Source organism: Streptomyces sp. OZ13, assembly GCF_052068155.1.
Lineage (GTDB): Bacteria > Actinomycetota > Actinomycetes > Streptomycetales > Streptomycetaceae > Streptomyces.
Genome location: NZ_JBQHCZ010000011.1, coordinates 221,397 through 241,833, shown reverse-complemented (window position 1 = coordinate 241,833; position 20,437 = coordinate 221,397). Strand labels below are relative to the sequence as shown.

Here is a 20,437-nt window from a genome sequence, read left to right as displayed (position 1 = left end):
CAACCACCACCGCGGACACACCGCACTGAAAGGCCACCCACCCGCCAGCCGCGTCCCCAACCTCACGGGTCAATACAACTAGCGCTGCGGGACGTCCCTGACGAACACGATGCCGTCGCTGCCCGCCAGGTGCGCAGGGTCGAGCGGGGCATAGCCGAACCAGGGGGACGCGCGGGGCGCGGGCCGCGTCTCGGCGAGGGCGGCGGCCAGCCGCGGGGCGTCGATCACGCAGCGGTCCTCCGGGAGCGCGTACAGGAGACCCTCGACGGTGTCCGGCGGCGGGGTGTCCACTCCCCGGTGCCGGATCGTGCCGAGGGCCGTGGCCACGAACGCGTACTCCTCGCCGAGCCGGGCGCTCACCAGCGCTCCGGCGCTCCACCACTCCAAGGGCCTCCCACCCATCCGCATCGTGCTCTTCCCCCGCCGGAGATGGGAGTTGTGGGCGTGGACGAATGCCGGACCCCGAGCGGCGACCGCGAGGAGGTTGTGGGCCATCATCTGGTCCCGCACGCCCACCAGCCGGCTCATGCGGCCGGGCGAGGTGTCGGCCATCCAGTGGTGGTAGCGCAGCAGGCCGGTCGCGGTGCGCCCGTAGAGCTGTGCCCGGTACCGGTCGTCGGGCGAGGTCGCCGTGATCAGGTGCGGCGTCTGCGCGTCGAGCAGCGCCACCAGATCGTCGGCGATCAGCCGCAGCTCCCTCGCCTCGGCCGACTGCCCCACGGACCGGGACGGGTCCCTCATCGCCGCGGGTTCGGTCCACCGGTCGTCGGCGCCGAGCAGGCGGTCGAGCGTTTCCGCGGTGCAGGGGAGCAGGTCCGCGTCCACCTGGGCCGCGAGACAGTCGTGGAGCGCGGTGAGGGCCTGACGCGGGCTCGCGGCGTGGGTGATCTCCAGCGGGCCGTCGAAGCCGGCGAAGCGAAGCCGCTCGGACGCGGGACGGCCGTCGTCGTCGACGCGGATGTTGTAGTCGCGCATCCAGCGGACGAGCTCGCGGTTGGCCGCGGAGGCGCCCCAGCCGTGACTGAATCCGCGCTCCATGACCTCGTCGAGGGTGCCGGTGCCCGCGGTGACGTGGTCGTCCACGAGCAGGCCCGCCATGCAGTCGCTCTCGAGCGCGATCGTCCGGTAGCCCTCCTGCTCGACGAGTTGGCGGAAGAGCTCGTTGCGCAGGTCGAGCAGAGTGTCCTCCCCGTGGGTGGGTTCGCCCAGGGCGAGCAGCCGGGGCCGGGCCGGGAGCAGCCTCATGACGGCGGCGGCCTCGACGGCATGGACGGTGTCCTGGATGTCAGTAGCCATGCCTTGAACGCTATCGTTGAACCCTCGGTTGAAACTTTCCCGCGGAATCGGCAGGGCCATGGGGCGAAACCTTCAAAACGGCATGCGGCTCAGACCGGTCGACCTGGCGCGCCCGCACGGTCTGTCGACGCAGGCGATCAGGAACTACGAGGAGGCGGGGATCCTCCCGGCCGCCGGTCGCACACCCCATGGCTACCGGACCTATTCGTCGCTGCACGCGGGTGCCCTGCGCGCGTTCCTCGCCCTGGCACCGGGCCACGGCCACCGGACGGCGACGGCGATCATGCGGGCGGTGAACGAGGGCGCGGCCGAGGAGGCGTTCCGCCTCATCGACGAGAGCCACGCCGAGCTCCTCGACGACCGCCGGACCCTCCAGGCGGTGGAGGGCGCCCTGCGCGACCTGGGGCCCACCACGGCGTCCGAACAGGATGCTGGGACCGGGCGCGGTCCGGCAGCCGGGCCCGCCTCGTCATTCCGGACCGGTGGGGTCTCCAGGACCGGGGCGGCGTCCTGGGCCGGCGGGGTCTCGAGGCCCGGTGCGGTGTCCGGCGGCACGTTCATCGGGCCGCTGGCGGGGAACCTCGGCATCCGGCCCGCGACGCTGCGCAAATGGGAGCAGGCAGGGCTGGTGCGCCCGCGCCGCGACCCGCTGACCGGGTACCGCGTCTACGACGAGGCGGACGTGCGGGACGCCCGGCTGGCCCACCAGCTCAGGCGGGGCGGCTATCCGCTGGAGCAGATCGCCCCGCTGATCGCCCAGGTGCGGGCGGCCGGCGGGCCGGAGCCACTGGAGGCCGCGCTGCGCGACTGGCACGGCAGGCTGGCCGCCCGCGGGCGGGCGATGCTGACCGGGGCCGCCGAGTTGGAGGCGTACCTCCGCGAGCGTGGATGAGACGCAGGCCGCCGACCGAGGGTCACCGAGCAAGAAGGTCACCGAGCGAAGGCCACCCGGCCTGAGGTCACCGCCCCAAAACGTCACCGACAGCAGAGAGCACGCCCGAGGCGCCGACCGGCCGCCGTCACGACGAGTCCCGCACCACCAGTTCCGTGGGCAGCACGATCTGGGGCCGCTCCGGTGACGGGCCCACGATCTCCTCGAGCAGGACCCGGGCCATCGTGCGCCCCATCTCCTCCGTCGGCTGGCGCACGCTGGTGAGCGCCGGATCCATGTGGCGGGCCACCGCGGAGTCGTCGAAGCCGACGAGGGCCACATCGTCCGGGATGCGGCGGCCCGACTCGCGCAGCACGTGCCGGGCGCCGGAAGCCATCACGTCGGAGGCGGCGAAGACCGCGTCGAGGTCGGGGCGGCCCTCGAGCAGCTTGCGCATCGCGAGGCGGCCGCCCTGCTCGGTGAAGTCGGCCACGGCCGTCAGCCGGGGGTCGGCGTCCAGGCCGGCGCCGGCGACGCCGGAGCGGTAGCCGTCCAGTCGGCGCTGGGCGCCGTACACGTCCAGGGGGCCGGTGATCGTCGCGACGGTGCGCCGCCCCCGGGCGGCCAGGTGGGCGACGGCCGCCCGTGCGCCCTCGAAGTTGTCGGAGTCGACCGCCGCCAGCGTCTCGTCAGCCGCTCGGCGGCCGCTGATGACCACCGGGATGGAGAGCTGCTCCAGCAGGTCCGGCAGCGGGTCGCCCGCATGCATCGAGACCAGCAGCACGCCGTCGACCCGGTGGGCGGCGAGGTACCCGGCGAGCGTCTTGCGTTCGCGGTCGTTGCCGGCGAGCGTCAGCAGCAGCTGCATCTCGGTGTCGGCGAGGGCGGCTCCGACGCCGCGCACCATCTCGGAGAAGTACGGCTCCGCGAAGAAACGGTCCTCCGGCTCCGGGACGACGAGCGCGATGGCGTCCGTACGGTTGCCCGCGAGGGCCCGGGCCGCCCGGTTGGGGACGTAACCCAGTTCGGCGACGGCCGCCTCGACCAGAGCGCGGGTCTCTTCACTGACGCGCGGCGAGCCGTTGATGACCCGGGAGACCGTCCCGCGTCCGACCCCCGCCCGCGCGGCGACCTCCTCGAGGGTGGGCAGACCGGTGGCCCGCCCCCCGTTCCCCGTACGGATGGTCCGAGACATCGTGTCCGCCTCCCCAGGCTGCCCAGGCGGAGAACATAACGTGCCGCGGGGCCTTCGGACCTCCCCCTCTCGGACGACGAACGCGGCCGATCACGTACGGGAGCGCTCCCACTCCCCCGTCGGCGCCCGGTTGGCAAAGCCGCAGGCCACCGCCCGTGCCACGGTCGCCCCCGGCGTGCTAAAAGTACGGGTCACACAAGTACGGCCGCGGGCGGCACGTCAGGACCCGGGGGTGACGGCACTCCCCGAAGGAGGTCGTCATGCGCAGGACCGCAATCCTCGCGGTCGTCGTCGCGCTGGGCGCCGGGCTCCTCGCAGGCTGCGCCAAGGACAGCGAAGAGCCGGGCGACAGCGCCTACGACGGCGGTGACGGCAAGGGGAGGACCACCATCACGGTGGGCGTCTTCGGTGCCTTCGGTCTCAAGGAGGCGGGGCTGTACGAGGAGTACATGAAGCTCCACCCGGACATAAGGATCAAGCAGACCTCGATCCAGCGGAACGAGAACTACTACCCGCAACTGCTCACCCACCTCAGCACCGGCAGCGGTCTCGCCGACATCCAGGCCGTCGAGGTCAACAACATCGCGGAGGTCGCCGCGACCCAGGCGGACCGGCTCGTCGATCTGGGCAGGACCGAGGGCGTCAGCAAGGACTCGTTCCTCGGCTGGAAGTGGGCGCAGGCCACCACCAAGGACGGGAAGACGGTCGGTCTCGGCACCGACATCGGCCCCCAGGGCATCTGCTACCGCAAGGACCTGTTCGAGAAGGCCGGGCTGCCGACCGACCGCGAGGAGGTCGGCAGGCTGTGGGCCGGGGACTGGGACAAGTACCTGGAGACGGGCAGGAAGTACAAGGCCCGGGCACCCGAGGGGACGGCCTTCGTCGACTCCGCCTCGGGCGTGATGGCGGCCGTCACCGGCAGCAACGAGAAACGCTTCTACGACGAGAACGGCGAGATCGTCTACAAGACCAGCCCGGCCGTGAAGCAGGCCTGGGACGTCGCCGCCGAGTTCGCCACGGAGAAACTGACCGCCCGGCTCCAGCAGTTCACGCCTTCCTGGGACCAGGCCATGTCCAACGGCGCCTTCGCCACCGTCTCCTGCCCCGCCTGGATGCTCGGCCACATCCAGGACAAGGCGGGCGCCGCCGGCAAGGGCAAGTGGGACGTCGCCGCCGCGCCACGGCCGAGCAACTGGGGCGGCTCGTTCCTGGTCGTGCCGAAGACGGGCGACAACACCGCCGAGGCGGCGAAGCTCGCCGCCTGGCTGACCGCTCCCGAGCAGCAGGCGAAGCTGTTCACCGAGCGCGGCAGCTTCCCCAGCGCCGAGGCCGCCTACTCGCTGCCCGCCGTCGCCGACGCCACGCACCCCTACTTCGGGGGCGCGCCAATCGGGAAGATCTTCTCCAGGGCCGCGCAGGACGTCCCGGTGCAGATCGTGGGGCCCAAGGATTTGATCATCGCGCAGAACCTGGCCGACATCGGCATGCTCCAAGTGGACCAGAAGGGCCGCAGCCCGCAAGAGGGCTGGGACGCGGCGGTCAAGGCGATCGACAACGCCTTGGACGAGTGACGTGCCGGAACCCGCACACGGCAGGCCGGCCGCGCACGTCGAACACCCCAGGAAGCCGGGGTCCGCGGTGGACGTCGGAGCCCCCGACCACACGGACGCCGCCACGCAGCGGCGGCGTGCGAAGCGCTCACGCCGCTACCGGCGCGACGTCAGATGGAGCCCGTACGCCTTCGTCGCACCGTTCTTCGTCTTCTTCCTCGCCTTCGGCCTCTTCCCGCTGCTCTACACCGGCTGGGCCTCGCTGCACCGGGTGGAGCTCACCGCGCCCACCGACATGGAATGGGTCGGGCTGCGCAACTTCTCTCGCCTCCTCGAGGACGAGTTCTTCTGGAACGCGCTCAGGAACACGGTCACCATCGGACTGATGTCGACCGTGCCGCAGCTGCTCATGGCGCTCGGCATCGCACATCTGCTCAACTACCGGCTTCGTGGCTCGATGTTCTTCAGGGTCGCCGCCCTCACCCCGTACGCGACGTCCGTCGCCGCCGCGACGCTCGTCTTCGTGCTTCTCTTCGGCCGCGACTACGGGATGGTCAACTGGGCGCTCGGGCTGGTCGGCATCGGTGACGTCGACTGGCAGAACGGGCAGTGGACCTCGCAGCTCGCGGTCTCGACGATCGTGATCTGGCGCTGGACGGGTTACAACGCGCTGATCTATCTCGCGGCGATGCAGGCCGTCCCGAAGGACCTGTACGAGTCGGCCGCGCTCGACGGGGCCTCGCCGTGGCAGCAGTTCATCCATGTCACGGTGCCGTCCCTGCGCCACACGATCCTGTTCACCTGCGTGGTCTCGACGATCGGCGCGACCCAGCTGTTCGGCGAGCCCCTGCTGTTCAGCGGCGGGGCCGGCGCGACGGGCGGCGCGGACCACCAGTTCCAGACGCTCGGTCTCTATCTGTACGAGCAGGGGTGGGTGAACCTGCACCTGGGCCGGGCCTCCGCGATCGCCTGGGCGATGTTCCTGATCCTGCTGGTCGTCGGCGCGGTGAACTGGCTGGTCGCGCGCCGCCTGAGCAAGAGCGCGTAGAGCGGAGCCGAGACGACGATGACAGGGCGCAAGGGGCGGGCGGGGCGGCAGCTGCACGGCGGGAGGTTCGCCTACGCCGCGCTGATCGTGTTCACCGCCGGCTCCCTCTTCCCACTGGTGTGGACGGCGGTCGCCGCGTCCCGTACCAACACCCGGCTCGCCCAGACTCCCCCGCCGTTCTGGTTCGGCAGCCGGCTCTTCCGCAATCTGGAGATCGCCTGGACCGACGCGAACATGGGCACCGCCCTGCTCAACACGACGGTCGTCGCCGGATCGGTGGCGGCGGGCGCCGTGGTCTTCTCCACGTTCGCCGGGTTCGCCTTCGCCAAGCTTCGATTCAGGATGAAGAACACGCTGCTGCTGCTCGTCATCGGCACGATGATGGTGCCGCCGCAGCTCAGCGTCGTGCCGCTGTACATGCTGATCGCCGAACTGTCCTGGACCGATCAGCTCCAGTCCGTCATCCTGCCCACGCTGGTCAGCGCCTTCGGGGTGTTCTTCATGCGCCAGTACCTGATGGAGGCACTGCCCGGCGAACTGATCGAGGCCGCCAGGGTCGACGGCGCGAGCAGTCTGCGCGTGGTGTGGCACATCGTCTTCCCCGCGGCGCGGCCGGCGATGGCCGTCCTCGGGATGCTGACGTTCGTGATGACCTGGAACGACTTCTTCTGGCCGATCCTCGCGCTGACGCAGAGCGGCAACCCGACGGTGCAGGTGGCCCTGGCGGGCCTCGGGCAGGGCTACATCCCCGACCAGTCGGTGATCATGGCGGGAGCGCTGTTGGGGACGCTGCCGTTGCTGATCGCGTTCGTCGTCTTCGGCAAGCAGATCGTGGGCGGCATCATGCAGGGGGCCATCAAGGGCTGACGGCGCGGGCGCGGGGCGTGCGGGCCGCTGCGCGGGGCTTGTTCCCCCTCCCCGCCCCTTCCCGGAACCGGGCTCCGCCCGGGCCGTACCGCGCTTCGCACGCACCCCTGCCGGGCTCGCCCGGACCCGGTACCGCGCTCCGCGCGGTGTCCTCAAACGCCGGACGGGCTGGAAATGCAGCGGCGAAGCCCGGTCGGGGTGAGGGGCGTGGCGGGGCCCCGGGCGGGTGGGGGGCCGGCCCGGGGCGTCGCCGTGGGGGGACGGGGTGGCTACTTGTACGCGGAGAAGGCCTTCGTGAAGGCCAGCGGCTCCTGAAGGATCGAGCTGCACGTCGCGTCCGCCGCCGGCTTCTCCCCGCCGGCGCACTGCTTGTCGCGGGTCGAGGACCACATCGACAGCCAGCCCAGGTTCTTCGACTCGGCGAACTTCACGAGCTGCGTGGCGTCGTCGACCTTGAAGATCTCCGTCACCACGTCGTTCACGCCGATCATCGGGGTGACCGCGACGGCCTGCCACGCGGCCGCGTCCGAGAGCCCGAGCACACCCTTGATCTGCGCCTGGGTGGCGGTGGCCGCCTGGATCGCGTACTCGCCCATGTCGCCGCTGTACGCCGGGCCGTAGTCCATCGCCATGATGTTGACCGCGTCGACGCGCACGCCGTTCTTCTTGGCGTCGGCGACCAGGTCCACGCCGGGCTGGGTGAGGCCCTCGGGCATGACGGGCAGCGTGAAGGAGACGTTCAGGCCGGGGTGCGACTTCTGGAGCTGCGCGATGGCCTGCGAGCGCCGCGAGTTGGCGGCGGTGTCGGGCAGCGCCGCGCCTTCGACGTCGAAGTCGACCTTCGTGAGCTTGTAGGTGTCGATGACCTTGCCGTACGCCTTCGCCAGGTCGTCGGCGGAGGAGCAGTTCAGCGCCAGCTCGTGGCCGGCCGCGCCGCCGAAGGAGACCCGGACGTCGCCGCCCTTGGCCCGGAGGGCGCCGATCTGGGCGGCGACCTTGTCGTTCGCCAGGTCGGTGACACCGCCCCACAGCGGGGCGCAGCCGCCGCCGGAGGTGATGAAGGCGAGGTTGAACTCCTTGACGCCCGTCTTCGCCGCCGTGTCGAGCATGTCGTAGGCCGGGTACAGGGAGGTGTCGATGTACGGCGCGTAGCGCGCGGTGCCGCCCGGCTTCGGGGCCCCGGTCGACGTGGGGGTCGGCGTCGGGGTGGCGGTGGGGGTGGGCGTCGGCTTCTGCGTGGGGGTGGCGGTCGGCGTCGGCGTGGGCTGCTCCGTGGGGCGGCCGCTCGGCTGCGGCGTGGCCCCGTCGTCCACCGAGCACTTGATCTCGTCGATGAGACAGGCCGTCGGGTCGGCGGCCTGTCCGCTCGCGGAGGTGACGAAGCCGACGGTGACCGAAGCACCCGGCGCGAGGCTCTTGTTCCAGCTCGCGGGCTTCACCGTGACCTGCTGCCCGTCCACGGTGTGCTCGCCGTTCCACAGGGAGCTGATCCTCGTCCCGGCGGGCAGCTCGAACTCGAGGGTCCAGTCCGTCCGGGCCTCGCCGGTCTCGTTGGTGATGACGTACTGGCCGGTGTAGCCGCCGTCCCAGGTACTGGTCCGGGTGTAGGCGGCGCCGACCGCCGCGGCCTGGGCGGTGCCGGTGAGGACGACCGCCGTGCCGCCGATCACAGCGGTCACGACGACCGCGCCGACCGCCTTGGTCCTGACGCTCGCCCTGCGCCGGTGCGTACTGCTGCCCATCGGGTGCCTGCCTCTGCGTACGAAGTCGGGGGGTGGTGCGCTGCACGCTAGCGACCCCGAATCGGACAAAAGGCCGATCAGTGACGGCGGTCGGTCTTCTTAGGGCGCGCTTAAGGGAGGCATCGGAAGCGATTAATGATGTGCCGCGAGGACGCGGCCGTGCGCTACCGCAGGGCGGTCTTACGACGGCGCGGAACCCGCCCCCGGTGCCGGCTGCGGCGCCGGCCGCCGGCGGCCTCGCGGGGGTCGAGGCCGATCCAGATCCGTACCTCGGTGCCCCCGAGGACGGACCTGCCGATCCGTACGTCGCCGCCCGTGGACTCCGCGACCCTGCGCACGATGTCCAGGCCGAGGCCCGTCGAGCCGTCCCTGGCACCGCTGTTGCCCCGGGCCATGGCGGCCGCCGGGTCGGCGATGCCCGGGCCGGCGTCGGAGACCAGCACGATGACCGCGTCGTCGCTGTTGTGCACGTCGACGGAGAAGGCCGTGCCTTCGGGCGTGTGGCGGAAGACGTTGCCGAGCAGCGCGTCGAGCGCGGCGGCGAGTTCGGGACGTGCGACCGGGATGCGCACGGGCCGGTCCACTCCGGCGAGCCGGACCTTGCGGCCCTCGTCCTCCGCCAGCGCCGACCAGAATCCCATCCGCTCGCGGACCACTTCCGAGACGTCGCAGCCCGCGCCGGGGCCGGCCGCCGCGGTCTGCGGCTTCGCTTCGCGGGCGGTGCGGATGATGGTGTCGACCTCGCGTTCCAACTGCGCGACGGCCGCCCGGGTCTGCTCGGCGGCGGTGCTCTCACCCAGGGACGCGGCGTTCAGCCGGAGCACGGTCAGCGGGGTCCGGAGCCGGTGCGAGAGATCGGCGGCCAGCTCGCGCTCGTTGGCCAGGAGCTGGACGACCTGGTCGGCCATGGAGTTGAACGCGACAGCGGCGGAACGCAGTTCGGGCGGCCCCTCCTCCGGGACCCGGGCCCCGAGCCGGCCCTCCCCCAGGTCGTGGGCGGCGCCCGCGAGCCGCTGCGCCGGCTGCACCATCCGTACGCCGAGCCGGTCGGCGACCGCTACGGAGCCGACGATCAGCGCGAGGCCGACTCCGGCGAGGACGAGCCAGGCGGTGTCCACACCGTTGGAGACCTCTCCCTCGGGCACGAAGATCTCGACGACGGCGATCTGACCGGTCCCGATCGCGGTCGGTTGCAGCAGCGCCGAGCCGCCGGACACCTCGGTGATCGAGGCACGGCCGATCCGTTCGACGGTCGCCAGGTCCTTCTTCGCCGCCCGGCGCTTGCCTATCTCCAGCGGCAGGCTGCCCGGTTCGCCGGACGCGGGGATGTGCACGGCCATCCGGCCGACCGCACCGGCCGGGGTCGACTCGACGGCCCGTTCCAGCGGGCGGCGTTCCGTGGTGACGGTCAGGGTGGGGCCGATCGTCGCGGCCTGCCGCTCGGCGTTGGAGAAGGCACGGTCGCGGGCCATCTCCTTGATGACGATGCCGAGGGGCAGTGCGAAGGCGAGCACCACCATCACGGTGACGGCCAGGGAGACCTTGACGAGCGCCCATCTCATGGCCGGTGTCCGTTCGGTGGCTCGAGCTTCACTCCGACCCCGCGCAGCGTGTGCAGATAGCGCGGCTTGGCCGCCGTCTCGCCGAGTTTGCGGCGCAGCCAGCTCAGATGGACGTCGATGGTCTGGTCGTCGCCGTAGCTCTGCTGCCAGACCTCGGCCAGCAACTCCTTGCGGGGGACGACGACCCCGGGCCGGCCGGCGAGGAAGGCCAGCAGGTCGAACTCCCGGCGGGTGAGGTCGAGGCGGTCGCCGTCCAGTTCGGCCTGGCGGCGCAGCGGGTCGATGGACAGCCCGCCGACCTGGATCACCCGCGAGGGCGGCGCCTCGCCGGCGGCCCGGGAACGGCGCAGCACGGCCGCCATCCTGGCCGACAGGTGCTCCACGGAGAACGGCTTGGTCAGATAGTCGTCGGCACCGTCGTTGAGCAGCCGTACGATCTCCGCCTCGTCGTCCCGCGCGGTCGCGATGATCACGGGAACGTCGGTGATGCCGCGGAGCATCTTCAGCGCCTCCGCGCCGTCCAGATCGGGCAGTCCGAGGTCGAGAATGACGACGTCGAACCGGAAATGGGCCACTTCGCGCAGCGCCTCGAGGGCCGTGCCGACGCTCCGTACCGTGTGGGAGGCCTCGGTCAAGTGCCTGATGAGGGCGGAGCGCACGAACTGGTCGTCCTCGACCACGAGCACACTTGCCATGGGCGGCACCGTACGCCATCCGGAGTACGCCGGTCCCGTTCGGGACAAGCCGGGGACGGGTGGTGCACTATGGCCCGGATGCATCGAGGACTCGTACATGCCATGGCGTGGTCGCTGTCCACCGGCGCGGCGGTGACGCTGTCGTGGTGGGGCGTCCACACGGTCATGGCCGGAACCGCGTACGACCGGCCGCGCGCTCTTCCCATCACCGCGCAGAACTCGACGGCGCAGGCCGCGAAGCCGCAGGCGTCGTCGACGGCGCGGCCGCCGAGCCCGTCCGCCTCGCCGAGCACGCGCCCGCCGACGACGCCTCCGCCCGCCTCGCCGACGAAGAAGGACCCCCCGCCGAAGTCGCCTTCACCGCCGCCGCCTTCGGATGCCGGAAATGTGAAGGGCTACAACGTCAAGGGCGGCCGGGTGGTCTTCGACATCGGTGACACCGCGGCCGAGCTCGTCTCGGCGACTCCGGCGGCGGGCTGGCAGATGCAGGTGTGGACGCAGCCGTCGTGGATCCGTGTCACGTTCACGCAGGACGGTCACGAGGTGTCGGTGTTCTGCACCTGGAACGGCCATCCTCCGATGGTGCAGTTCGACGAACGCTGAGAGTCCCGTCACCCGAGGGTCAGCGGAACACCGCGGGCGGCGGCACCGGCGACGGCTTGGCGCTCGCGTCCGTCACGGGCGCCGCCCCGCCGGTGAAGTCGGCCAGTGCCCGCCCGTGTTCGACGCGTCCGGCGAACGGGTCGCTCGCGACCCGGCGGGTGAACTCGGCGACCGGCAGTTCCCTGTCCGACGCGAGCAGCACGGCGTTGCCGAAGCGACGTCCGCGCAGCACCGTCGGATCGGCGGCGAGCGCGAGCTCGGGAAAGACGGCCGAGGCGGTGGCGATCTGGGCCCGCAGATGCGTGAGCGGCGGGCCGTCGGCGATGTTGGCGACGTAGCTGCCGCCGGGCCTCGTCACCCTGCGCACCTCTGCGAGGAACTCCGTGCTGGTCAGATGCGCGGGGGTGCGCGCCCCGCTGAACACGTCCGCGATCACCACGTCCGCCCAGCCGTCGGGCACCTTCGCCAGACCTGCCCGCGCGTCGGTCGATCTGACCCGTATCCGCGCGCCGGGATCCAACGGCAGGTGCGCGCGTACGAGTTGGACGAGGGCCGCGTCCAGTTCGACGATCTGCTGGGTGGAACGGGGGCGCGTGGCGGCGACGTACCGGGCGAGGGTGAACGCCCCACCACCGAGGTGCACGACCTGGAGGGGACGCCCGGGAGGTGCGGCGAGGTCCACGGCGTGGCCGAGCCGGCGCTGGTACTCGAAGGACAGATACGCCGGGTCGTCGAGATCCACGTGCGACTGCGGCGCACCGTCGATGAGCAGCGTCCAGCCGCGCGGGCGTTCCCGGTCGGGTATCAGCTCCGCGAGTCCGCCGTCCACGGCAGCGACGACGGACTCCGGTCCACCGCCCCCACGCCGCTTGCTTTTCGCCACACGTCCATTATCGCCCGGCCGCGGACCCCCCGCGTCCGGGTCCTCCGCCGGGCCGGCCTCAGCGGCAGTTGTCCGCCGCCTCGATCAGGCGGGCCGCCTCCCCCAGCGCCTCGCGCAGCACCACCGGGTCCGTGACCGTGTCCGCGTCGTCACCGGGCGGCAGCAGCCAGCCGGACCCGGTGGCCGGTGACTCCGCCGGGATGCGCAGACCCCGGCCGGAGGTCTGCGTACAGGCGCTGCCCGGCATGTCCCAGGCGTCGGCGGTGCCGGGCGGGACGAGGAATCCCAGGGTGTCGCAGGCCCCGTCGTGGAGCACCGGCCCGACCGCGGGCGCGGCGGCGCGGCGAAGGATGTCCACCGCCTCGAGGCCCTGCCGGGCGGGAACGGTCACCAGATCACACGGCTCTGCCGGCCCGCCGGGCACCGCCACGTCGCAGAGGGGTGGTGCACTGCCGTCCGGCGTGGGCCGGTGCCCGGCCGTGGTCGAGGGCGTCGCGCTGGTCTCCATGCCGATCTCCAACAAGGGGATCCCCTCCTCGCTCGAGTGGAGACACGTAACGCGCCTCCGTACGGTTCAACGCCCGTACGCGTCAAGGGCTACGGCGGCACGCCGCCGCAAAGGATGGCAGTTCATGGCAGAACACCGGCGAGATGTCCCTTTTGTTGCCAAACCCTGTGTGAGGGGCCTGTCACAGCAGGTACGTTCTTGCCCCGCCGGAACACGGCCGCACCAAGAGAGGCCTCGGCCATGGCGTCATCGTCAAAGGCATCACGGGCGGTTCCTGCCCCCGTACCCAACCTGGCTTTCCGCAGACTGCGCGGACACCGCTCGCCGGGCGAGTTCGCGACGGCAGTACGGCGGGCGGCCCGCGAGATCGGCGAGCAGGTCTCCTGCGACGCGCGCTACATCGGCCGGGTCGAGTCCGGGGAGATCCGCTGCCCGAACTACGCGTACGAGCGGGTGTTCCTGCACATGTTCCCCGGCCTGGCGCTGACGGACCTGGGCTTCACCGCCCGGGAACAGGTGCGCGGGCGCGGCGCGGGGAACCGGGCCGCGCCCGCGTCACCGCCGCCGGACCGGGCCGCGGGCGCGGCCGTTCCGCACCACCACCCCTGCTGCCGGCTCCCCCTCGGCAGCAGCGAAAGCGACAGCGACGAGGAGAGCGACGTGCTGCGTCGCGCATTCATGACGAGCGGCTCCACCACGGTGGCGGCCGCGTCCCTGGGGCTCGGCCCCGGATCCTTGCCCGACCCGCGGAGAGTCGGCGAGGCCGAGGTCAGCGCCGTCGAGGAGGCGGTACGCCGCATCCGGCTGCTCGACGACCGGCACGGCGCCGACGGTCTGTACCGCCGTGCCGCGCAGCCGCTGAGGGCCGCGTACGCGCTGCTCGACGCCGGCACGCCGGCCCGCAGGTCGACGGCGCAGCGGTTGCACACCGGCGCCGGTGAACTCGCCATTTCGGTGGGCTGGCTCGCCCACGACTCCGGCCGTCTCGAGGACGCCCGCTCGCACTACGCGGAGGCCCTGGCGACCGCGCGCGTGGCGGGCGACCCGGCGCTGGAGGCGCACGCGTTCTGCAACACGTCGTTCCTCGCCAGGGACGCGGGCCGGCACCGGGAGGCCGTACGCACCGCACAGGCCGGCCAGCAGGCGGCCCGGCTGGTGGCCTCCCCACGGCTGCTGGCGCTGCTCGCGCTGCGGGAGGCGGGCGGCTGGGCGGGGCTCGGCGACCGCGCCGGCTGCGAGCAGTCGCTGGCCAGGGCACACGCACACTTCGGGCGCGGCGCCTCGGACGCCGACCCCGAGTGGATGTCCTTCTTCGCCGAGCCCGAACTGGAGGCGCTCCAGGCGCAGTGCTGGTCGGCCCTCGGCGAATGGGCCCGCGCGGCCCGCCACGCGCGTCGCGCGGCGGCCCTGCAGGACCGCCGCTTCACCCGCAACCTCGCGCTGTACCGGGCCGAGCTGGCCGCGGACCTGGCCCGGGCGGGCGAGCCGGAGGAGGCGGCCGCGGCGGGCGAGCAGGTGCTCGAACTGCTGGGCGAGGTCCGGTCGTCCCGCATCCACGCGATGCTGTCGGAAACGGCGAAGGTCCTCCTGCCGCACCGCCGCAGCCCGTCGGTCTCCGCCTTCCTCCACCACCGCGAGACGGCAACGGGCCGCGCCTGACGCCACACGGGCGTGGCCGCTGCGCGGGGCCGTTCCCCTACCCGCCCCTTCCCGAAACCGGGGGCTCCTCCCCCTACGCCCGGCGGCGTGGGGGGGGACCCCCACCGGGCCCCCGCGCCCGCACCGCGCGGAGCGCGGTACGGGTCCGGGCGGAGCCCGGTTTCGGGAAGGGGCGGGTAGGGGAACGGCCCCACCGTCACCCCTCCTGGTGCCCCGTGTCGTTCCACCGCTCGATCGCCGGCTCCCCGTACGCCCACCCCAGCACCGACAGGCTCGTCGGATCCAGCCGGATGCGCGCACCGAAGGAGATGTGCTCGCCCAGCCACCTCGCCCCGATCGAGCGCAGGATGTGGCCGTGCGCGAAGACCAGTACGTCGCGGTCGGCCGAGCGGGCCCATTCGACGACCTCGTCCGCGCGGGCGGACACGTCCGCGAGGGTCTCGCCGTCGGGTGCGCCGTCGCTCCACAGGAGCCAGCCGGGCCGGATGTCCTGGATCTCGGCCGGCGTGAGGCCCTCGAACGCGCCGTAGTCCCATTCCATCAGCGGGTCCCAGGCCTGCGCCCGCTCCCCGAAGCCCGCCAGCGCGCACGTCTCGCTCGCCCTGATCAGCGGGCTGGTACGGATCTCGACCCCTTCCAGCCCCGACCACGGCGCCCGGTGGAGCCGCTCGCCCAGCAGCTTGGCGCCGCGCCGGCCCTCCTCGAGCAGGGGGATGTCCGTCCTGCCGGTGTGCCTTCCGAGCAGCGACCATTCGGTCTGGCCGTGCCGGGCGAGCAGGATCCGCGGTGCCATGGGGAGCTCTCCTGAGGTTCACGATCGATGTCGCTCCATCATCCCGCACCTGAACTTCAGGCAACCTCCGCGCCGATCTCGGCGTCCCCCTCCCCGGACGAGTGATCCCGACGGGGGACGGAGACCGACCGGATGCCGCAGACCGCGCCTCGCCACCGGCCTCGCTGGTGGACCGAGCTGCTGCTGATCGCCGTCGTCTACGCGGCGTACTCGGCCGGCCGGCTCCTCGCCCGCGGCGACGTCTCCACGGCCGTCGACAACGGACTCGCGATACTCCGGGCCGAGAAGGCACTCCTGCTCAACGCCGAGCATCCGCTGAACCGTCTCTTCACGGAGATGCCCGCGCTCGGCATACCCGCCGATTTCGCGTACGCCTCGCTCCACTACCTGGCCACCCCCGCCGTCCTCGTGTGGCTCTTCCGCCGCCGCCCGCTCCACTACCGCGCGGCCCGCACCTGGCTGATGCTCTCGACGCTCCTCGGGCTGGCCGGTTTCACGCTGATGCCGACCTGCCCTCCGCGGCTGCTGGACGCCGGCCACGGGTTCGTGGACACGATGGCGCAGTACAGCTCGTACGGCTGGTGGGGCGCGGAGGCGAGCGCGCCGCGGGGGCTCGGCGGCATGACGAACCAGTACGCGGCGATGCCGAGCCTGCACGTCGGCTGGGCGTTGTGGGTCGGTGTGATGCTGTGGCGGCACGGCCGTACGCCGCTCGTGCGGGCTCTGGCCGTCGCCTACCCGCTGCTCACCACGGTCGTGGTGATGGGCACGGCCAACCACTACTTCCTCGACGCGGTCGCCGGCGCCGCCGTCATGTGCGCGGGGGCACTGCTGACCAGGCCCGCCCTGCGTCTCGCCGACCGCACGCGCGAACGGTTCACCGGCGGGCCGCGCCCCACCGCGGCGGTCGCCGCCTCCCCTGTTGTCGGTGGCGGATGCGAGACTTCCGCGGGTGAGCGAATCCCTGGGCAGCGGACCCCCTCCGCAGGCGCCGACGACAGCACTCCGGCAACGGCTCGCTGAGCTGCGGGGCCCTGCCGCGCAGCCCCATCCGCTGGACGCCCGCGCCCTCGCGGCCCTCGCCGCCAACCCGGGGTGCCGGCGCCGGGCGCTGCTGGACGGCGCCGGGGTGGACAAGGCGGCGCTCGCCTCCGCGCTGGGTGCTCCGGGGACGTTCGGGCAGTCGCAGTTCGCCTTCATGCGCGGGAACGCCTTCGAGGCGAAGGTGAAGGCCGACGGCGGCAAGGAGCTGCTGCGCCTGCTCGGGCTCGACGACCCGGCGGGCGCCCTGGTGCCGGATCTGTCGGCGGCCGGCCCCGAGGGGCGTGCCGCGCGTACGGCGCTGGCGCTGCGCGAGGCGACGGCCGCCGGGGCGTGGACGCTGCTCGACCATCCGTTGCTCGCCCTGGACGTGGCGGGCTCGCCCGCGTATCTGGAGCCGGACGCGGTGGTGGTGCACCCCGACGGCCGGTGGACGGTCGTGGAGATCAAGTCGTTCCCGATGGTCGACGCGTCGGCGGACGCGTCGAAGGTCGGTGCGGCCGCCCGCCAGGCCGCGGTGTACGTCCTGGCGCTGGAGCGGGTCGCCGCCGTCACGGACGGCGCGCGGGTCGCGCACAGCATCCTGCTGGTCTGCCCCAAGGATTTCTCCAACCTGCCGACCGCGTCCGCCGTGGACGTGCGCAAGCAGCTGTCGGTGACCCGCCGTCAGCTGGCCAGGCTCACCCGTGTCGAGGACATCGCGGCCGGGCTTCCGGAGGGCGTCACCTTCGACCTCGACGGCTGTTCGCCGGACGAGCTGACGGCTGCGGTCGAGTCCGTCCCGCACGCGTACGCGCCCGAGTGCCTCGCCGCCTGCGAGCTAGCCTTCCACTGCCGTGACCGGGCCAGGCAGGCCGGTGCGGTGGAGACGCTGGGCCGGTCGGTCCGCGGTGAGCTGGGCGGGCTGACGACCATCGGCGAGGTGCTGGCGGCGGCACGCGGCGAGGCCGGGGACCCTGCCGACCCGGCAGTGGCGGCGCTCCGGCGGGCGGCCGCGCTGCGGGCCGAGGCGCTGGCCGAGGCGGATCCTGCGCAGCGGGGCGCGGCGGCGGGGCAGGAGGCCGGAGCATGTCGCTGATCGCCACCCTCGCCCGGCTGGAGGCGGTCGAGAGGGGCCGGGCGCAGCCGCTGGCGACGGTCCGCCACCGGCGGGTGGCCGAGCGCCCGTTGGTGTTCGTGCCGCTGACGACCGCGGGTGAGGCCGGGGCACCGCTCGGCGCGCTGGTGGGGACGGACCCCGAGGAGCCGCGGCTGCTGGTCGTGGCCCAGCCGCGCGATCGCGACCTGCGTTCGGCGTTCCTGACGGAGCTGGCCGACGTGGTCCTGCCGTATCTCGACGGCTTCGGGGACGAGGTGGAGCACGTCGAGCGCAAGGAGACCGACGCGGAGACCGGCAAGAGGGTCACCGTCGAGGTCGAACTGTGCGCTGACGCGCCGCAGTTGATCGTGCCGAGCCGGGCGGGCGTGGAGTTCGTGCGGCTGCTGGGACGCTCGATGCGGTTCCGTCGCACGGCCGAGCAGGACCCCGACACGCCCTACCCGGCGCCGCCCCGGGTGCCGTTGCTGGGCCGCTGGCTCACCCACTACGGGGAGCGGGCCCGGGTCCCGGGCTCCTCCCTGCTGCTCGCGGCGACGGATCTGCTGAACCGCCACTGGGCGACCGGCCAGTCCTCGCTGGAGGACCAGCACCTGGGCGCGCTGCTCGCCTGGATCGAGGCGGACGACGCGCCGGACGGCGAGTCCGGCGCCGAGGCCGCGCTGCGGGCCGAGCTGGGCCGGGACCGGGAGGGCATGCTGCTGTGCCCGCCGGCGGGGCCGGCGACCGACCCGGTCTTCGACAACCGGCGGCTGGCGCCCGCGATGGAGCGCTACGACCGGGCCCGGCAACTGCTGGCGACGGCCGAGGACGGCGGCAGCGCCGACGAGCGGCTGGGCGAGCTGCACCGTGCGGAGCGGGAGATCCGGCGCCTGGTCGCGGACCAGATGCGGCCCACCTGGTCCGCCGTGTGGCGCACGGTCGAGCTGATGCGCGCGCTGCCGGAGGGCTCCCGCGTCGAGGACCGCTGGACCCGTGACCGGTGGTCGTTCACCGCGCACCGCGACCGGGTCCGCGCCGGTGAGCCGCCCCAGCCGCGGCGCGACGACGCGGTGACCGCCGCGCAGAAGCTGGCCGCGCGGGAGACGGCGCAGGCGCAACTGGAGGCCCAGGAGGCGCTGGACGATCCGCTGGTGCTGGCGGGCCGCCGGCTGGCGGGCGAGGCGTTCCTGTCGGAGGTGATCGACGTGGAGATGGCCTGGTCCGAGTCGAAGCGGCCGAGTCCCCGTCCGCTGGTGACCGTCCGCACGGACGACCGCCCCCACCTCGGCGAGCGGGTGAAGGTGTACCGCTCGCTCGAGGGAAAGCCTCAGACGGCCGAGTTCGTGCGGTACGAGGACGAGGGCACGCTGGTGCTGCGCGTCATGGACCGGATGGGCCGCGCCAAGGACCCCGCGGAGGGGTCGGTGCCGGCCAAGGGGGACCGTATCGCCTGGACCCTGTTCGAGCACGACCAGCGGGGCGGGCCGAAACTGCCGGATCCGGAGGAGACGCCGTGGACGCACGGCGGGCCGCCGCGCACCGACACGGCCGAGATCCCGGACCTCGTCACCCCGGAGGACCTCCTGTGACACCCCCTTCCGCCGCGCCGTTCCCTCCGGCCACGGCGCCGGTTCCCTCGGCGCCGTTCGATCCCGCCGCGGAGGCCGCGCGTGCCACGGCCGACATCCTCGCCGACACCCTCCACGGCTCCGCCAGGGGCGTCGTCGTCGACTCCCCGCCGGGCGCCGGCAAGTCGACCCTTGTGGTGCGGGCGGCACTCGAACTGGCGGCGGCGGGCCGTCCGTTGATGGTCGTCGCGCAGACCAACGCGCAGGTGGACGACCTGGTGCTGCGGCTCGCGGAGAAGGAGCCGGGGCTTCCCGTCGGCCGTCTGCACTCGAACGACTCCGACCCGTACGACAAGGCTCTCGACGAACTGGACAACGTCCGCAAGTCGGCGAAGGCCGGTGACCTGGCCGGTCTGGACGTCGTCATCTCCACGGCGGCCAAGTGGGCGCATGTGCAGGGCGTCGAGCCCTGGGGACACGCCATCGTCGACGAGGCGTACCAGATGCGCTCCGACGCGCTGCTCGCCGTCGCCGGGCTCTTCGAGCGTGCGCTCTTCGTCGGCGACCCGGGCCAGCTCGACCCGTTCTCCGTGGTCGGTGCCGAGCAGTGGGCTGGCCTTTCCTACGATCCGTCCGCGAGCGCGGTGTCGACGCTCCTCGCGCACAACCCGGAGCTGCCGCAGCACCGGCTGCCGGTCTCCTGGCGGCTGCCTGCGTCCGCGGCGCCGCTGGTGTCCGACGCGTTCTACCCGTACACACCGTTCCGCAGCGGCACGGGCGACGGGGACCGGAGGCTCTCGTTCGGTGTGCCGTCCGACGGGTCCGGGCCGGACCGGGTTCTCGACGAGGCGGCCGCCTCCGGCTGGGGACTGCTGGAGCTTCCCCCGCGTCACACGCCGCGGACCGATCCGGAGGCGGTACGGGCCGTGGCGCTGGTGGTGCGCCGGCTGCTCGATCGCGGCGGCGCCGCGGTCTCGGAGCGGTCCGAGGAGCCGGTGCCGCTCACCTCGGACCGGATCGCCGTCGGCACGGCCCACCGCGACCAGGCCGCCGCGGTGCGCGCCGCGCTGGCGGACCTGGGCGTCACCGGCGTCACGGTCGACACCGCGAACCGCCTCCAGGGCCGTGAGTACGACGTGACCGTCGTACTCCATCCCCTGTCCGGCCGGCCCGACGCGACGGCGTTCCACCTGGAGACCGGCCGGCTGTGCGTCCTCGCCTCCCGGCACCGGCACGCCTGCATCGTGGTGTGCCGTGCCGGTGTGGGCGAGCTGCTCGACGAGCACCCGTCCACGGAGCCGGTCCAGCTGGGCGTGACGGTGAAGTTCCCGGACGGCTGGGAGGCGAATCACGCGGCGCTGGCACATCTGGCCGAGCACCGGGTGCTGTGGCGGCCCTGAATGGCCTGAGGCCCTCTTGCGCGGCGCGGGACAATGGATGGCGGTCCGGGGCGCGGGCCGTGACGAGGAGGAGTACGG

Annotated in this window: 18 protein-coding genes; 10 read left to right on the top strand and 8 right to left on the bottom strand. The window is 72.9% G+C overall.

Going from position 1 to position 20,437, the window contains the following annotated elements:
- Positions 1 to 78 precede the first annotated feature (78 nt).
- Complete coding sequence (locus tag ACTMTU_RS24330) at positions 79 to 1,296, bottom strand: erythromycin esterase family protein (RefSeq protein ID WP_441265599.1); 1,218 nt, start codon at positions 1,294 to 1,296, stop codon at positions 79 to 81.
- 58 nt (positions 1,297 to 1,354) lie between these two features.
- On the opposite strand from ACTMTU_RS24330, the gene ACTMTU_RS24325 reads away from it, so the two are divergent.
- Complete coding sequence (locus tag ACTMTU_RS24325; protein WP_441265598.1) at positions 1,355 to 2,188, top strand: TioE family transcriptional regulator; 834 nt, start codon at positions 1,355 to 1,357, stop codon at positions 2,186 to 2,188.
- Between the two features lie 127 nt (positions 2,189 to 2,315).
- Here ACTMTU_RS24325 and ACTMTU_RS24320 read toward each other — a convergent pair whose 3' ends face one another.
- Complete coding sequence (locus ACTMTU_RS24320) at positions 2,316 to 3,362, bottom strand: LacI family DNA-binding transcriptional regulator (protein WP_441265597.1); 1,047 nt, start codon at positions 3,360 to 3,362, stop codon at positions 2,316 to 2,318.
- 260 nt (positions 3,363 to 3,622) lie between these two features.
- On the opposite strand from ACTMTU_RS24320, the gene ACTMTU_RS24315 reads away from it, so the two are divergent.
- From ACTMTU_RS24315 to ACTMTU_RS24305, 3 genes are all read left to right on the top strand, one after another.
- Complete coding sequence (locus ACTMTU_RS24315) at positions 3,623 to 4,933, top strand: ABC transporter substrate-binding protein (RefSeq protein WP_441265596.1); 1,311 nt, start codon at positions 3,623 to 3,625, stop codon at positions 4,931 to 4,933.
- A 67-nt stretch (positions 4,934 to 5,000) separates the two neighbouring features.
- Positions 5,001 to 5,960 carry a carbohydrate ABC transporter permease gene (locus ACTMTU_RS24310; protein WP_441265595.1) on the top strand — a complete coding sequence of 320 codons (960 nt, stop codon included), beginning with the start codon at positions 5,001 to 5,003 and terminating at the stop codon, positions 5,958 to 5,960.
- An 18-nt stretch (positions 5,961 to 5,978) separates the two neighbouring features.
- A complete protein-coding gene (locus ACTMTU_RS24305; protein ID WP_441265594.1) occupies positions 5,979 to 6,827 on the top strand; it encodes a carbohydrate ABC transporter permease in 849 nt (282 codons plus the stop codon).
- A 269-nt stretch (positions 6,828 to 7,096) separates the two neighbouring features.
- Here ACTMTU_RS24305 and ACTMTU_RS24300 read toward each other — a convergent pair whose 3' ends face one another.
- From ACTMTU_RS24300 to ACTMTU_RS24290, 3 genes are all read right to left on the bottom strand, one after another.
- Positions 7,097 to 8,569, bottom strand: a complete 1,473-nt coding sequence (locus ACTMTU_RS24300; RefSeq protein WP_441265593.1) for a glycoside hydrolase family 18 protein — start codon at positions 8,567 to 8,569, stop codon at positions 7,097 to 7,099.
- A 164-nt stretch (positions 8,570 to 8,733) separates the two neighbouring features.
- Positions 8,734 to 10,131, bottom strand: coding sequence for a sensor histidine kinase (locus tag ACTMTU_RS24295; RefSeq protein WP_441265592.1), 1,398 nt, complete (start codon positions 10,129 to 10,131; stop codon positions 8,734 to 8,736).
- Positions 10,128 to 10,826, bottom strand: coding sequence for a response regulator transcription factor (locus ACTMTU_RS24290; RefSeq protein WP_441265591.1), 699 nt, complete (start codon positions 10,824 to 10,826; stop codon positions 10,128 to 10,130). The genes ACTMTU_RS24295 and ACTMTU_RS24290 overlap by 4 nt, the downstream gene beginning before the upstream one ends.
- A gap of 78 nt (positions 10,827 to 10,904) precedes the next feature.
- On the opposite strand from ACTMTU_RS24290, the gene ACTMTU_RS24285 reads away from it, so the two are divergent.
- Positions 10,905 to 11,429, top strand: coding sequence for a hypothetical protein (locus ACTMTU_RS24285; RefSeq protein ID WP_441265590.1), 525 nt, complete (start codon positions 10,905 to 10,907; stop codon positions 11,427 to 11,429).
- Between the two features lie 19 nt (positions 11,430 to 11,448).
- On the opposite strand, the gene ACTMTU_RS24280 is transcribed toward ACTMTU_RS24285, so the two are convergent.
- Positions 11,449 to 12,312 carry a spermidine synthase gene (locus ACTMTU_RS24280; protein ID WP_441265589.1) on the bottom strand — a complete coding sequence of 288 codons (864 nt, stop codon included), beginning with the start codon at positions 12,310 to 12,312 and terminating at the stop codon, positions 11,449 to 11,451.
- 58 nt (positions 12,313 to 12,370) lie between these two features.
- A complete protein-coding gene (locus ACTMTU_RS24275) occupies positions 12,371 to 12,820 on the bottom strand; it encodes a hypothetical protein (RefSeq protein ID WP_441265611.1) in 450 nt (149 codons plus the stop codon).
- Between the two features lie 240 nt (positions 12,821 to 13,060).
- Between ACTMTU_RS24275 and ACTMTU_RS24270 the strand changes: the two genes are divergently transcribed.
- Positions 13,061 to 14,479 (top strand): tetratricopeptide repeat protein, encoded by a 1,419-nt coding sequence (locus tag ACTMTU_RS24270; protein WP_441265588.1) that lies wholly within the window; start codon positions 13,061 to 13,063, stop codon positions 14,477 to 14,479.
- A 196-nt stretch (positions 14,480 to 14,675) separates the two neighbouring features.
- On the opposite strand, the gene ACTMTU_RS24265 is transcribed toward ACTMTU_RS24270, so the two are convergent.
- A complete protein-coding gene (locus tag ACTMTU_RS24265; RefSeq protein WP_441265587.1) occupies positions 14,676 to 15,272 on the bottom strand; it encodes a histidine phosphatase family protein in 597 nt (198 codons plus the stop codon).
- Between the two features lie 132 nt (positions 15,273 to 15,404).
- Between ACTMTU_RS24265 and ACTMTU_RS24260 the strand changes: the two genes are divergently transcribed.
- The 4 genes from ACTMTU_RS24260 to ACTMTU_RS24245 are packed head-to-tail and all read left to right on the top strand — an operon-like array spanning position 15,405 to position 20,359.
- Complete coding sequence (locus tag ACTMTU_RS24260) at positions 15,405 to 16,295, top strand: phosphatase PAP2 family protein (protein WP_441265586.1); 891 nt, start codon at positions 15,405 to 15,407, stop codon at positions 16,293 to 16,295.
- A complete protein-coding gene (locus ACTMTU_RS24255; RefSeq protein ID WP_441265585.1) occupies positions 16,225 to 17,391 on the top strand; it encodes a hypothetical protein in 1,167 nt (388 codons plus the stop codon). Before ACTMTU_RS24260 ends, ACTMTU_RS24255 begins: the two co-directional genes overlap by 71 nt.
- Positions 17,382 to 18,980: a hypothetical protein gene (locus ACTMTU_RS24250; RefSeq protein WP_441265584.1), complete on the top strand. Its 1,599-nt coding sequence runs from the start codon at positions 17,382 to 17,384 to the stop codon at positions 18,978 to 18,980. The genes ACTMTU_RS24255 and ACTMTU_RS24250 overlap by 10 nt, the downstream gene beginning before the upstream one ends.
- A complete protein-coding gene (locus ACTMTU_RS24245) occupies positions 18,977 to 20,359 on the top strand; it encodes an AAA domain-containing protein (protein ID WP_441265583.1) in 1,383 nt (460 codons plus the stop codon). The genes ACTMTU_RS24250 and ACTMTU_RS24245 overlap by 4 nt, the downstream gene beginning before the upstream one ends.
- Positions 20,360 to 20,437 lie beyond the last annotated feature (78 nt).